Annotated in this window: 9 protein-coding genes and 2 pseudogenes; 4 read left to right on the forward strand and 7 right to left on the reverse strand. The window is 50.4% G+C overall.

From position 1 onward, the window contains the following. Positions 1–441: 441 nt before the first annotated feature. On the forward strand, positions 442–972 hold the full coding sequence (locus LCF40_RS20640) for a metal-dependent hydrolase (protein WP_224830038.1): 531 nt from the start codon (positions 442–444) through the stop codon (positions 970–972). A gap of 404 nt (positions 973–1376) precedes the next feature. Here the strand turns inward: LCF40_RS20640 and LCF40_RS20645 are convergent, their stop codons facing one another. Beyond that, positions 1377–2840 carry a sulfatase family protein gene (locus tag LCF40_RS20645; RefSeq protein ID WP_224830039.1) on the reverse strand — a complete coding sequence of 488 codons (1464 nt, stop codon included), beginning with the start codon at positions 2838–2840 and terminating at the stop codon, positions 1377–1379. 87 nt (positions 2841–2927) lie between these two features. Between LCF40_RS20645 and LCF40_RS20650 the strand changes: the two genes are divergently transcribed. Next, on the forward strand, positions 2928–4112 hold the full coding sequence (locus tag LCF40_RS20650; RefSeq protein WP_224830040.1) for a glycosyltransferase family 4 protein: 1185 nt from the start codon (positions 2928–2930) through the stop codon (positions 4110–4112). Here the strand turns inward: LCF40_RS20650 and LCF40_RS20655 are convergent. Continuing rightward, positions 4064–5242 (reverse strand): glycosyltransferase family 4 protein, encoded by a 1179-nt coding sequence (locus LCF40_RS20655; protein WP_224830041.1) that lies wholly within the window; start codon positions 5240–5242, stop codon positions 4064–4066. The genes LCF40_RS20650 and LCF40_RS20655 overlap by 49 nt on opposite strands. A 119-nt stretch (positions 5243–5361) precedes the next feature. Here LCF40_RS20655 and LCF40_RS20660 point away from each other — a divergent pair, with 119 nt between their 5' ends. After that, the gene (locus LCF40_RS20660; RefSeq protein ID WP_224830042.1) at positions 5362–6567 is read left to right on the forward strand and encodes a glycosyltransferase family 4 protein; all 1206 of its coding nucleotides are present in this window, start codon (positions 5362–5364) and stop codon (positions 6565–6567) included. Here LCF40_RS20660 and LCF40_RS20665 read toward each other — a convergent pair. The 4 genes and pseudogenes from LCF40_RS20665 to LCF40_RS20680 all read right to left on the reverse strand — a co-directional run. Beyond that, positions 6560–7744, reverse strand: coding sequence for a sulfatase-like hydrolase/transferase (locus LCF40_RS20665; protein WP_224830043.1), 1185 nt, complete (start codon positions 7742–7744; stop codon positions 6560–6562). The two genes, LCF40_RS20660 and LCF40_RS20665, sit on opposite strands and share 8 nt — an antisense overlap. A gap of 61 nt (positions 7745–7805) precedes the next feature. Then, complete coding sequence (locus LCF40_RS20670) at positions 7806–9203, reverse strand: sulfatase-like hydrolase/transferase (RefSeq protein ID WP_318247921.1); 1398 nt, start codon at positions 9201–9203, stop codon at positions 7806–7808. A gap of 75 nt (positions 9204–9278) precedes the next feature. Then, positions 9279–9548, reverse strand: a pseudogene (locus LCF40_RS20675) (transposase); the annotation flags it as partial. An 8-nt stretch (positions 9549–9556) separates the two neighbouring features. Further along, positions 9557–10497 (reverse strand): annotated as a pseudogene (locus tag LCF40_RS20680) (ISH3 family transposase); the annotation flags it as partial. 119 nt (positions 10498–10616) lie between these two features. Here LCF40_RS20680 and LCF40_RS20685 point away from each other — a divergent pair. Next, entirely contained in the window at positions 10617–12386 is a 1770-nt protein-coding gene (locus tag LCF40_RS20685; protein WP_224830044.1) for a hypothetical protein, read from the forward strand. 48 nt (positions 12387–12434) lie between these two features. Here the strand turns inward: LCF40_RS20685 and LCF40_RS20690 are convergent, their stop codons facing one another. Further along, a complete protein-coding gene (locus LCF40_RS20690) occupies positions 12435–12776 on the reverse strand; it encodes a transposase (RefSeq protein WP_263623791.1) in 342 nt (113 codons plus the stop codon). Between the last annotated feature and the right edge of the window lie 379 nt (positions 12777–13155).

Below are 13155 nucleotides of genomic sequence, written 5' to 3' on the forward strand. Positions count from 1 at the left end.
AGTGCGGTGATCGCTGCACGGCGACTCTGAGGTGGATTCGGTATCGAATGTGCGCTGTCTCTCTCGACGTTGTCGAGGTTCTTCTCGCTGGTTAGACCACCGACGACTTCGCCGAGGGGTTCAGCCGGCGGTCCGACGACGAGGTTGAGTGAGCGCACGAGGGTCGGCAGAATCCGATAGACACACGGACGCGTCGACTGTGCGATGAGCTGACGACACGCCCTGACGATTCTCGACGCGACCGTTCTGCTCGATCCGTGTGGTGGTCGCCGACACGCCACTAGTGGATCTAGGCTGTCGGTTCGAGCAACCATCTTCTAGGGCTAGGCGTTTTACTAGGGTCGGTAGCAGCTCGGACGGCAACGAGCGTTTGGTGGGGCTGCTCGGTTGGGCGTAGTCGAGGCAGTGTGATTATGAGTGTGGCGGGAAACCGGGCGGATGATGGATTTCTTCACGCATCTGTTCTTGCCGATCGCTGTCGTCTACGTCCTTCGCTCGGAGTTGTTCGAACACCCGCTCGCGTTCGCGCTGGCCGGCTTTGCGATCCTCCCCGACGCCGACAAGATCGTGGCCGTGCCGGGCGGGCTCCATTCGGCGGTGACGCTGGTTCCGATCGCACTGGTCGTGGTGGGTGTCGAGCGGGGGGTGTCGGGGCGGCTTCGGTACGCGCCCGTCGCGGTTGCGCTGTTGTACAGTCATCTGTTGATCGATATTATTGACGGGAACTTCGTGATGCTGTTCGCGCCGCTTCTCGAGACGGGGATCCAGCTGGGGTATCCGGGCGATGTCGTCCTAGGTGGCGAGTGGCCGATCGTGATCCAGGGGGAGTTGCTCTCCGTTGCGATTCAGGAGCCGCGACCGGTCCCCGGTGGGCGCGGTGGCCCTGGGACGTATGCCTTTCTCAAGAAGTATGGCGTGCTCTCGATGCTCGTCTTCGTGTTGGTCGTTTCGCCACGGTTCACTCGGGAGTAGGGGCGAGTTGGGTGGGAATTGGCTGTTTCGAGGTTCGACAGGACCGAAGTATCGGTGCGGTGAAGGGATTTGTGGCGATGATGTCTTCGTGGGTGAGAAGCAGGCCGTGCTACTCGGTCGGGTCGGGCCAGATCCGAGTCCGGACGTAGGTCCTCGCGAGTGCGACCACGATCGCGACGAGCGCCGGCCACCGGCACGTCGCGGTCGAACGCCTCAAGGAGCAGGTCTACGTTCTTGTGCTCTAGTCGGCCGGCGTACAGCACGCCGACCCCGCGCCGGAGGGGGTCGGCGTCACGGATCCGTTCGACGTCGATCGTTGGAAACGACATCTATCCGGTTTCTAGCCGAATCAATGCCCGTGAGTTGATCTGAGCAATCGGAAGAGAATTCAGAAACCACACGTTTCAAATATAGCCTAAATCCTCCAGTCTCTGTTTCGTTCCCTTACTCATCTCTTGGTCTCTCTCCCTCGCTGTAGTCTGTTCAAAAGACTCTAACCATGCATCAAGGCGATTGATCAGTTCGTCCCTAACACCGGGCTCTTCGCTTGATTTATCCGTCTGCTCATTAGGGTCATCTTCGATATTATAGAGGGAAATATCCCCTTCAGACCCTCTGATCAGTTTGTACTCCTCTGTCCTGATCGTTCTCATGGATCGACCAAATTCATCAAGTTCTTCTTCAGGTATGCCCGTCTGATCACTCAAACTCGCTATACTCGGTTGCGGAGAGAGGTATTCTGCAATGGCTTGGTCACGCGACGCTGTAGACGAATTTGGATGGAAGGAAGTCCCCTGTGCTTGCTCCGGGATCGTGAGTCCTGCAATATCCAAAATCGTCGGGAACAAATCCAGCGTTTGAATCCGCTTATCTGAATCCCCAACCTGATTGAACCGCCCACCATGAATGATTAGGGGCACATGAAGAAGAGTATCGTGTACGGAATATTGGTGATCCATCAGCCCATGGTCGCCGATGTTTTCACCGTGATCTCCAACAATGATGAAAACTGTATCATCCCATTCTCCATACCGTTCAAATACTGATCGTAATTCCCGTATTTGTTCGTCAAGATACGCTATCTCTGCACGATATAATGCCCGTAATAGTTCGAAATCAAGGTTGGTCATCTCAAGGACACCTGCGCTGTACTCCCACGGTTTCTGAGGGACTGCCATCGCTTCACGATACGTACTGCCTTCTGGCAAGAACTTCTTCACGAGTCTTTTTGGCGGCTGATAGTCTAAGTGGGGTTCAAGATAATTGATGAACATAAAGAAGGGCGCGTCCTGATCTCTATTTTGAATCCACTTTTCAACCAGCGAGTTCGTTCGTTTCGCCCCGTAATCACTTTGGCGATAGAAAAACTGACCATAGATCGCATTTATAAAGTTTGCAAATATTTCCCCACTAACAAGCTCTGAGAGGCCTTCTCTAATTAGCTCTCCTCCGTCTGATGTGAGTTTAATCTTACCAAAGTCCGTTTCAGATTGTATGTACTGCCACACTTTGAACATTTCGTCAAACCCACTATTCAGACCAAATTCGCCAGTCACCCACGCATTATTGGTAAAACCGACAGTCTGATACCCGTCATCAGAGAGCAAATCAGCAATAGTCGGGAATTGTCCGTCGTAGAACTTGCTACCTGCGTGTGTTCCATGTTTAGAGGTATAGGTCCCAGTGAACATCGACGTGTGAGATGGGAGGGTCCAAGGAGCATTTGTGAAGGTGTTACTATACGCTGCTCCCGTAGCGGCTAACTCCTCTAAGCACGAATCCCTGATCGTGTTCCGAACATAGCTCGTATCGCTTTCACGTGCTGTATCCATTACGACGAGCACGATATTTGCTCTCCCGTTTCCCATAGATATAGGATCAATATGTTCGCCAATCAAAAAACTGCGCTGTTTCCGATCCTGGTTTCTCGAAGGGTATATTTGAATTGATGAGATATGCTATCTAAAGTGGCTGATCAAAATTCTTCAACCGGCGAGGAATTAAACCCAAGTCTTCGGGTTCTAGCTCTGAACAAGCGGAGCTGGCACCATTCTTCGGCCGGCGGTTCTGAACTAAACCTGGAGGAAACTACGAAACGTCTTGCACAGCGCGAGCACGAGGTTCACCTTCTGACCGGCTCTGATGGAGGCCGACCGCGGACGGAACTCGACGACTCTGTATTCATTCATCGAGTCGGATTCGACGAGAAGGTGCCCGCACCTTGGGACGTTGTAATCTCGTACCTTACGATCTCATTGTATTTTTACTGGTATTTATACAAATTATCTCCTGACGTCGTCTATACTGTAAATACGCCGCTACCTTGGCCAGTGGTTACCCGGAAGCCGCGAGTCTCTATCTTTCACCATATCGCGATCAACTCGTTCTTCGAAACACACCCGTTCCCTCAGAACGTCTTAGGTTACGTCTCTCAGTCGTTCGGTGTGTTTCGTGAGCGACAGAATTTGACAATAAGCGTTAGTCCGAGTACGACCGAGGAACTAGTTAACCGAGGGCACAGTCCGGAGACCGTTTACGAGATTCGAAATGGTCTTGACGTGGAACGATATCGTCCCGGAACAGAGTCCTCTACCCCTCGTATAGTGTATATCGGCGGACTTGAGCGGTACAAAGGAGTGGACCGCATTCCCGAAATCCATGAGATGGTACAAGAGATTAGTGGCACTTCTATTCGGCTTGACGTCGCTGGTCGGGATGGTCCGGTAAAGGATACTATCGCCGAATATTGCTCATCGACAAGCGATGCACACTATCACGGGTTCGTGTCTTTGGAAAAAAAGATCGATCTTCTTCAGTCTGCATGGGTGTTTATTGCTCCCAGCCGAGTGGAAGGATGGGGAATTGCGGTATTAGAAGCGAATGCCTGCGGTACGCCTGCAGTCGGGCGCAACGTAAGCGGTCTCCGTGACTCAATTCGACACAACGAAACCGGACTATTAGTGGATGGCGCCGATCCAAACGAATTTGCGAAAGCGGTATACCGACTTCTGGAGGACACCCGACTGAGGAGAGAAGTTGGTGAGAATGCACGAAATTGGGCAGAGAAACATACTTGGGAAACATCTACCGATCAACTTGAAGAACTCTTACTCTCAACCGTCCCGGAAACTGATCGATAGCACTCTTCCAATCGATCGATTCGAGACTCTATCGCGAAATGCTGTTCTGCACTCTCACGCGCTTTCTGGCTCATTATTGCGACTTTCTTCGGGTTATTAGCACACTCTACAATCCCTTCAACTAACTCATCGGCATCGCCTGGCTCTACGAGTACACAGTTTTCACCGTCAGTCATTCCAGGAGCCTTCTCAGAGAGCTTAGAGGCGATAACTGGCGTTCCGGATGCACATGCTTCCATTATCGTCAGCGTCGGGAACGCCTCTCCACTCTTTGAGGTGAAGAGGAACCCATCTGCAGCTGCATAGTACCTCTTTAGTTTACTATCAGTCACCTTGCCGTAAAATTCTAGACAGTCCAACGTGTTAGCGGCCATCTCAACCACAGACCGCATCGGTCCATCCCCTGCAATGACGACGTGTACCTCCTGTCCACGCCGATCTAAGATGCGTAATGCGTCAAGTAACACACTGAGCCCCTTCTTTTCAGAAAGTCGAGATAGAGAGAATAGAACTGGAGTGTCCGGGTCGCAGTCAAATACGTCCTGTTTGGTACCATTGTCTGGATGGTACTCGTCAGTATTGATTCCGTTTACTAGTATCTCGGGGTTTAGACTGTGATCTATTCGGGAGACGTACTGCCGGACATTACGGCTGACACAGAACACATGGTCCGCCTGCCGAAGGTTCCAGAGTCCAACGGTTCGGTCATTGGCTTTCTCTATCAACTCGAACGGTACTGGATATTCGACGAACGGTGTATGCTGGTGGAGGACCACTGGGCACTCTATGGGTGTATATCGTAGAATGGCTGTAGTCGTCAGATAGTTCATCCCATGAACATGTACGATATCGATTTTCGAATTCGTGAAGATTTCTACGATGCGCTTTCGTGCGTTAACTGGATTCGGTATAGGGTACGGGGCGCCAAGTTTCTCGGCAGGGTTCCACGCCTTGTAACGATGGACTCTGTACCCATCACGCATAATATCCATCGATTCGGCGTCGATATCACTACAAACTACTATGACCTCGTGTCCTCGATTTGCCAGTCGTTTAGCGTGTGACTCGACGACCGATTCGATCCCACCAATGTGGGGTGAAAAATAATGGGATGCGAGAATTATTTTCATTTTTATTGTATGGATAAACTACTGCTGACACGAAACATATCTGACTGACGTGACTCATCCGTAATATTGTTTTTCTTTTCGGAACGCTTAGCACGCCCCGGCAAGATATTCAACTCAATATGGCCAAGATCTGTCTGGTTAACGGTGTTTATCCACCCGATGATTTTGGGGGCGCGGAAAACTATGTCCAGAGGACAGCACACGCGCTGAAAAAACGCGGCCACGACGTGTCTATTTTGACCACGACTAGAAATGCCTCTCAGGAGACGCTTAGTGTAAAAAAGGAATTCCGAAACGGAATTCCGGTTTTTCGCTTCTATCCGCTTAATTTCTCACATAGGAGCGACGGAACAGGTGGCAACCTAGCTACCCAGGCGCTCTGGCATCAATTTGATACCATCAACCCACACGCAAAGCGGGTGGTGAGCGATTTTCTATCCACGTACCAGCCAGATATCGTCCACTCCAACAACTTTATGGGTATTACTGCGTCGGCGGGAAAAGCAATATCTGACGCTGACGTCCGGTACGTTCATACACTCCACGACTACAGTCTCATCTGCCCAAAAAGCAATCTGCTTAGAGAGATGACCGCCCCAGATAATGACGTCGCAGTCTGTGATTCTCCGCCGATACCGTGTCGTATGTACGCTGGTGCAAAACGACGGATGATCGGCGAGCCAGATATCATAGTCGGCCCGAGTCAGCACGTAATTGACATACACGAGAAACACGGTTTTTTCAAAAACACCAAGACAACACGTATACAACACGGTATTGAGGATTTCGCAAGTTCACTCCCCAAGGGGTCTTGTCAATCGGTTCTATACGTGGGTAAGCACCTTCGTGCCAAAGGCCTTGAGACACTGTTCGAAGCTGCTAGGCTTTTGCCTAATGTGAGATTTCATCTGTGTGGGACCGGACCATACGACGATCGATCCAGAGCGGTCGCAGAAAACCGAGCTAACGTTGAATACCACGGGTTCGTGTCCGATGAACGCCTTCGTGAATTACGCCATAAGGTTTCTGCTGCTGTTGTACCTTCAGTATGGATGGAAAATTCTCCGCTGACGATCTATGAAAGTTTCGCTAACGCTCTCCCAGTTATTGGCGCTGACATCGGTGGCATCCCTGAACTAGTGAACCGCAGTCGGGGGCGATTATTCACCCCGAAAGATGCTGAAGAACTCGCTAATCGAATTATCGAACTAACGCAGGAAGCTAACTTACGTGATTTACGCTCTAATGCATATCAATGGGCGAAAAATCGGACGTTCGATCATCACGTCAGTGAATTGGTCCAGGCGTACACTGCATCTATTTGAGGTATCCAAGCTCTTCTAGACGGTCTTTTGCGGTTTCGCCCAGCGAAACATGGCTACTTTGTGTAGTGGTGGAATTTATCCATTTTCCGAGAGTTTCATCGAATTCCTCCGCTTTGCCAGGCGGATCTCCAAACTGTTCGCGACCAGAGATGTAAGATTTTAACCCTCGAACTGCCCGCTTCCGTGCCAAACGCTTCGATGGCGCAAAGAATAGGTCGCCGATGAACCCGGGTGATCGCTCTCGGAACGATGCACGTGGATACACGTATCCGCCATTAGCATCCCAGACACTCTCGTACCTTGTTTTTCCTGTAATCGGAACGTACGGTATATCGTGTTGTTTTTCGTAGAATGAAAAGCTAACATCGGCTGATGTAGTCGGTGTGTCATCGATCGGCCCTTGATTGACTTCCACATCAAGTAAATCAATGATTAGAGGTAGTAATTCTACATGACTAATATGGTTGTCAACACTTTTCTCTGGAAGGTTTGGATGCATGAATACGGTAGGTACATACACTAGTTCCGGTCGGATGGGACCATTATGACCAAACATCCCTCCCTCTCCGAGGAGTTCACCGTGATCTGAGGTATAGATCACAAACGTATCGTCTAGCAATCCCTCTGATTCAAGTTCTTCAATCCGTTGACTGAACGTCTTTGCGTCACTTTCAATGCCGACATAGTACTCGTTTTTGATTTCTTCAACAGTACGTTCTTTTCGCGCATCGAAATATTCGGTCACCGTCCCTTCAAAGTTCCCATAGGGGGCGTGTCCTCCCTGTCCGCGTTCCATCACGACAAACGGTGGTGAGATAGACTTGAATGGGTCATTCGTATCTCTTGCAGGTTGGTCAAGCACTGAATAGATAGGATCTTCAGAGCCTGAAACACCGATTGAATTGACAAAACGGGTTTGATGATCCTGAAGATCAAACAGCGTTGGGATGGAATCGGGAACGCGACAATCAAAATCGGTAACACCGTGTGTTATCATATATTTTGCGGTGACAATTGTAGCAAACGATGTTGGGGAGTGGATCGAACCGGCAACTGTTTTTGCGACGACCCCTCTCTTTGAGATACTATCGGGAAGCCCATCCCACCTTACAGCATCTGCAACATATATAAAGACATTATCAACGTCTAAATCTGAAACCAGCTTTTTTAGGTTCATATTTCTGTAATAACTAGTTATTATATGTGTGTTTTAATGTTTTGTTCATACGATATTGTTATCACACATATCCAAGATCGTCAAGCCGGTCCACTACTTCCTCACTCATTTCATGGTCGTTTTCAGTAATTTTTCTTTCCGATATGGATTTTTTGATTTCTGCTAAAACGTCCTTTGGGCTCTGTACTGGTTTGCCTTCGCCAGAATAACCGTCTATCGTTTCATGACCGTAGTATCTTGGTGGAACCCCAATGCCGGATAGTCGTAAATCATATGTATCGATCAATTTTTGAGAGATATTTTCTTTTTCAAGTCGTTGGACTGCTACTGGGATAAGCCCATGGTATTCTGTAAGCACCGGTTTTCCCTCTCCCAGTTCTAATAGATTTCTACCCCGTGACTGACCATTAATGTCGGCCATAGCCAATACTGTTTGGTAAATGTCAAGATGGCTTACCATTGCATCTGTCCGGCCGGTCAGGTCTTTACCTGAGATGACGAGCGGAACGTGCGTAATTTCGGGAAAGAGTCCATAAGTATGGTTCCAGACATCCGATTCCCCTAGCATCTCTCCATGGTCAGCTACCGTGATGACGTAGTCGAAGGATGAAGACAATTCCTTAAATATCTCTCTGTACACTGTAGATAGATATTTACAGGTATCGTAGTACGCTTGTACCGTCCCATCGCGTGGACTATCGATGCCGAGCGAGTCTTTTATCGTGACCGTGATTTTGTCGTCAGGATTCGGACCGTCAAAGCCAATTGGTGTGTAGTAGGGCGTGTGAGCTTCCATCAAATTCAAATATAGAAACTCGTCTGTTCCAAAACTTCTCTGTGAGACCAGATCCTCTATTACCGATGCACCACTATCCGGGACGTTGTTTATTGCCTCAGTACCACCTCGTGCATAAGCGATCCCGTTCCAAAGTGACTGCCATGTATCATACTCCGAATGGTAACACTTCGACAGCGCGCTCCAATACTTTCCAACACGTGTAGTCAACTTATTGTCAGAGTAACTGAATTTACTCCAATCAACAATGTCTTCATCACCGGTCATCAATTTGCTTGCTCCAATAAATTCGTTGAATCCACGATCCCATTGGCGATTAGGAGAGATGTTCGGATTCGCAGTCCAACACCGCGTACGGTATCCTCCCTTCTGGAGTTGCTCCGGTAGTACATTCCCATCAACATCTAACGATGGAGACTTAGCGTGTACCCCAATCTCTGACGGATATTCTCCAGTAAACATCGACCCGTTGGCCGGAGATGTCCAGTTCGCAGTCGAGAACGCATTTTCGAATTTACGCCCTGGAAGCCAGTCAAAGTGCATATCGAAAGCGTCTTTTCGGAGGGTATCGAGGACAACTAAGGCTATATTTGACATAGATGGCTTTGTTTCCCGAATACGATAGATACGGTGTTTGTTCGAAACATTTAGCCAAACAATCATGGGGCCGTAATATCAATATTTTGGTTCTATGATTAGATACTTGGGCTCTGTAGTTTCGGTACACGGCGGCGGATTTCATGGATATCGGACGCTGGGGGGAAGGTTGTAGACGGTGGATTTGCGCAGCATTTCACGGAACTCGAGCCACCAGCTTCGCGCACGCACGTCAGCGCCGAGCGTGCGCTTGATCGACGAGAAGACGGTTTCTGACATGGAGCGCTGATGGTACCGATCACTGTCCATGCGGGCGTTATGGGCGTGATCGAGCGGATTCATGATACGGTGTTTGATGAGGGGTCGGACGCCGTTTTCACGGAGTTCGTCGCGGAACGCTCTCGCGTCGTACCGAACAGCAAGAGCCGAAGCCCAGCGTCCCGAGAACTGGTCAGAGCAAGGCTCTGCTTGGCTAACCGGTAGCTTGATTCGTTGCCGAAACGCTTGCTGTAGTGTTCTCGGGCTTCTCGTGGGGTGTCGATGAACGGCGCGTCAGCGGCGTAGCCGTGACGCGCCACCCCGTGTTCGTCGTAGCGACCTCGCTGGTAGACGCAGTCGATGAACACAGGGAACGTCACCCGCCCGGCGAGTTCGTGCTCGATCACCCGGCTCCAGCCGCTGCTGAGTTCGTCTTGAATCGTCTCACCCCATTTGACGATCGGTATGATGAAGGCGTAGTTGTGTGCGTACAGCAATTCGAGGCAGCCGCTGTTGTAGAAGCCGCGGTCGAGGTAAACGGCCTTGACGCGTACAGGTCAAGGCTGTCGAGCAGCGTCAGAAACTCCGCGAGGACTTCGCTTGTGGTCTCGCCAGCGACCAGCTGGCGGACCGCCAGCGTATACCGCTTGTTGCGTACCCGCGCGTAGAGCGTGACATAGGCGTGAAACGCCGTGGTTCCTCGTTTGGCCTGCGAGAAGTACAGCGCCTCCGTCTCGTCCTCGTCACCGTAGTAGCGATTGAGGTGGAGGTCGTCGCCGACCTCCACCGGTCGATCGGGAAGCGTCTCGAGGGCATCCCGTTGAAGGAGCGTGTTCCCGACCGCCTCAACAGCGTCCAGGTCGAACTGATCGGTGAGATGGTCACGGACGGTGTTGGCGTGGGGCGACTCGTCGGTCGTCTCGCAGATGTGATTGATCGAGGTCCCGTCGGCGCTGGCGCCGGCGAGGATCTCGTACAACTCATCAGCGGAGACCTCTACGTTCTCACCGAGGTCAATCGGGAGCTCGTCTCCAAGGCTGTTGGCGACAAAATTAAGCAGGTGCTCTTCCTCTAACTCGCTGTCTGCTTGGTCGTGCTGCACACACTCCCCAAGCAGACGCTTACTCTAACCCGATGTGATCGACTGAACTTTAGATAGCGTAGTGGGACGTTGGGTCTCAGACCAGAGTTGTTAAATGCCAAACTGGCATCCATCGAACTATGCATCAGGGAGACAGGTATGCAAAAGTCGCAGGAATACTAGCGTGCCTGTTTCTCTCGGGCGGGATTGGAGCCCTTCAAATGGCGCCTGCTGGCTATCAGGTGTCGATGTTTACACAGGCCCCAGCTGCGGTGATGCTCCTTGGAGGTGTTCTTATCATCCTGGGTATATCAACAACAATGTATAGCATCTCTATCGGTCGTCCAGACTGGCGCCTACTACTGCCACTGTATGCCGTCCTCTTCGTCGCACTCCTTGGCCCCTACCTGTTAGGATATATCATAAAGTATGCTGATGCGATGATCCATCTTGGGAATATTCTCGATATAGTTCGTACCGGTAGTCTTCCCGGCGGAATGTTCGGTGCCCGAACATATCCTCACTTTCATATTCACCTCGCCATGATGGCCTTCATTCTCGGTATGCCGGAATACGTACTTATTGCACTTGTGCCCCTTCTTTTTGGGTCTTTAGCCCTAATTGTTGTCCTGTTACTCGGGCGCTGGTACCAGATTCCATCGACATATCCACTGCTTTTCATTCCACTGATGTGGCTGCTCCCACTCCGGAGCGTTACTCCCTCGGGTGTTGCCTATCTCACGACATTTCTGCTTCTTGTGTATCTTCTTGAAACTCGCCCAGAAATGGCCAGTTGGCAGCTATTCACCGTCTTTTGTTGCTTTACAGTAGGGATCTGGATTCAGCACTTATTCGTCGCCGCGCTTCTTCTCGGCGTTGTCATCAGCTCCTATTTAGCTGCCTCTGGATTCTCAATTCTACAAGGCGGTGGTATGGAATCTCCGCCACCGGGATACGTCCTCATATTCACGGTGTTTGGCATGGTATGGGTCGCAATTCTCCAGACACAACTTCTCCAGCGAGGGGCCTTAGTGATAACACAACTGATTGGGGCATATTCATTTAAGACTCAGTATGAACCCGGCGGTGGCATTAGCCGCCTGTTCTCAGAACTTGGATTCACTATTGTCGATGTCGTAATTCTTGCCCTCAAACGGTTTGGGAGCTGGGGTGTATTGCTCGGACTCGGGACTCTTGGAATCACTATCTATCTCTACCAGAATCGAGCGCACCTTGATCAGCCGACTATTCCGGCGATGGCTGTCGGGGTTAGTATTGTCTGGTCACTCGCAGAGTTGACTGTTGGTATAATCCCATCGATAAATTGGTTGCGTGTCCTACGGCCGGCCGTAATTCTCTCACCCATCTTTGCTGGGCTATTTTTACACCGTGCATTCTTGTATGAGAGGATAGACAATGATTCAGTCCGACCGGTCGCCGCTGTCCTTGTTGCAATTATTCTCATCATTGCCACATTTGGTTCAATTGGAGGGATGTATCGATCGCCTTGGATGATAGACGGAAATTCGTATTCGACCGATAGCGGTCTGCAAACTTGGCAGTGGTACTACGACCATAAAACAGATGGAAATACTGTCACGCTTGAACGGAATGAACGGCGATTTGCGGAACTGGTCCTATCAACAGATGAAGAGATCGAACGATCCAAGGAGATTCACAACGATATACGTGCACCACCCCATTTCCGGGAGAATGGTCAATCTCTGGCAGAATTATATCCGTGCAGTTACTATATCGAAGATAAGCGGAGTCGGTATATGAATTTGGAAAGTGGATATACAGAAGATTTCACACACAACGAAATTGAAAAAGTCAGACATTCAACGCCCTCCATTCAGTCAGTCTATACAAATGGCAACTGGAACATTTCGCATATGGGTGCGTGTTAGATATACTCTGATCGACACTGATGGGATGAAAGCCTACTAAGTGTAGCTTCAACTGTACTCTTGCGAGTCCGTTTCGAGTTCGACCGGATAGAGTTGATGTAACTTGATCCGTGCGTCGTCGGTGGTGAACTGCCAGTCGATGAGCCGGTCAGCCGCATTTCGGTGCTCCTGCCACGCAGCGACCCTCCGGTCGGAGGTCGCTGCGTGATAGATACGACGATCGAGACACTCTCGTTTGAGGACACCCAGCTCAATCTCGGCCATGTTCAGCCAACTCCCGTTTTTGGGAACGTAGTGAAACTCGAACCGGTCGAGATATGCTTGAGCCTGATCTGGCGGGAAGAACTGGTAGAAGCCGGCCGGATTGTGCGTGTTGAGGTGATCGAGCATAATCGCCTGCATTCGGCGGGATGCCCTAATTTCATCGAGAGCTATTCGCTACGTTGCGCAAGAGCGACTGATTTAGACTTGGCGACCGGAATACGGGTGAAGAGGCGGATTTCAGATGTCACACTGATCCGTTTCTTCGCTTTCTACGGCAATAACGCGATCGTAGAGTCCTCGCCTAGCGAAACTACAGAGCCTAATAGAACAATATTCGACCGTAAATGCTTTTGTATCTCGGTGTCAAGCAACTTAGGACTGTTGCGTTCTGAGTTGATAAAGCTGGGGAGAGCGAGACCACTGCGAGGGGCACTGGAAAGGGGTGTGTAGACTGCGCAAGCTCAACCTGATGCGAGCAAATAGACCCAGAACCAAGAGATACGTC

The sequence above is a fragment of the Saliphagus infecundisoli genome, assembly GCF_020177375.1.
GTDB classification, from domain to species: domain Archaea; phylum Halobacteriota; class Halobacteria; order Halobacteriales; family Natrialbaceae; genus Saliphagus; species Saliphagus infecundisoli.

What these genes read in the sequence shown, in the direction of transcription:
- LCF40_RS20665 (WP_224830043.1), bottom strand. Translation starts at nt 7,744, where the DNA reads ATGAACCTAAAAAAGCTGGTTTCAGATTTAGACGTTGATAATGTCTTT.
- LCF40_RS20655 (WP_224830041.1), bottom strand. Translation starts at nt 5,242, where the DNA reads ATGAAAATAATTCTCGCATCCCATTATTTTTCACCCCACATTGGTGGG.
- LCF40_RS20660 (WP_224830042.1), top strand. Translation starts at nt 5,362, where the DNA reads ATGGCCAAGATCTGTCTGGTTAACGGTGTTTATCCACCCGATGATTTT.
- LCF40_RS20640 (WP_224830038.1), top strand. Translation starts at nt 442, where the DNA reads ATGGATTTCTTCACGCATCTGTTCTTGCCGATCGCTGTCGTCTACGTC.
- LCF40_RS20645 (WP_224830039.1), bottom strand. Translation starts at nt 2,840, where the DNA reads ATGGGAAACGGGAGAGCAAATATCGTGCTCGTCGTAATGGATACAGCA.
- LCF40_RS20650 (WP_224830040.1), top strand. Translation starts at nt 2,928, where the DNA reads ATGCTATCTAAAGTGGCTGATCAAAATTCTTCAACCGGCGAGGAATTA.
- LCF40_RS20670 (WP_318247921.1), bottom strand. Translation starts at nt 9,203, where the DNA reads ATGATTGTTTGGCTAAATGTTTCGAACAAACACCGTATCTATCGTATT.
- LCF40_RS20690 (WP_263623791.1), bottom strand. Translation starts at nt 12,776, where the DNA reads ATGCTCGATCACCTCAACACGCACAATCCGGCCGGCTTCTACCAGTTC.
- LCF40_RS20685 (WP_224830044.1), top strand. Translation starts at nt 10,617, where the DNA reads ATGCATCAGGGAGACAGGTATGCAAAAGTCGCAGGAATACTAGCGTGC.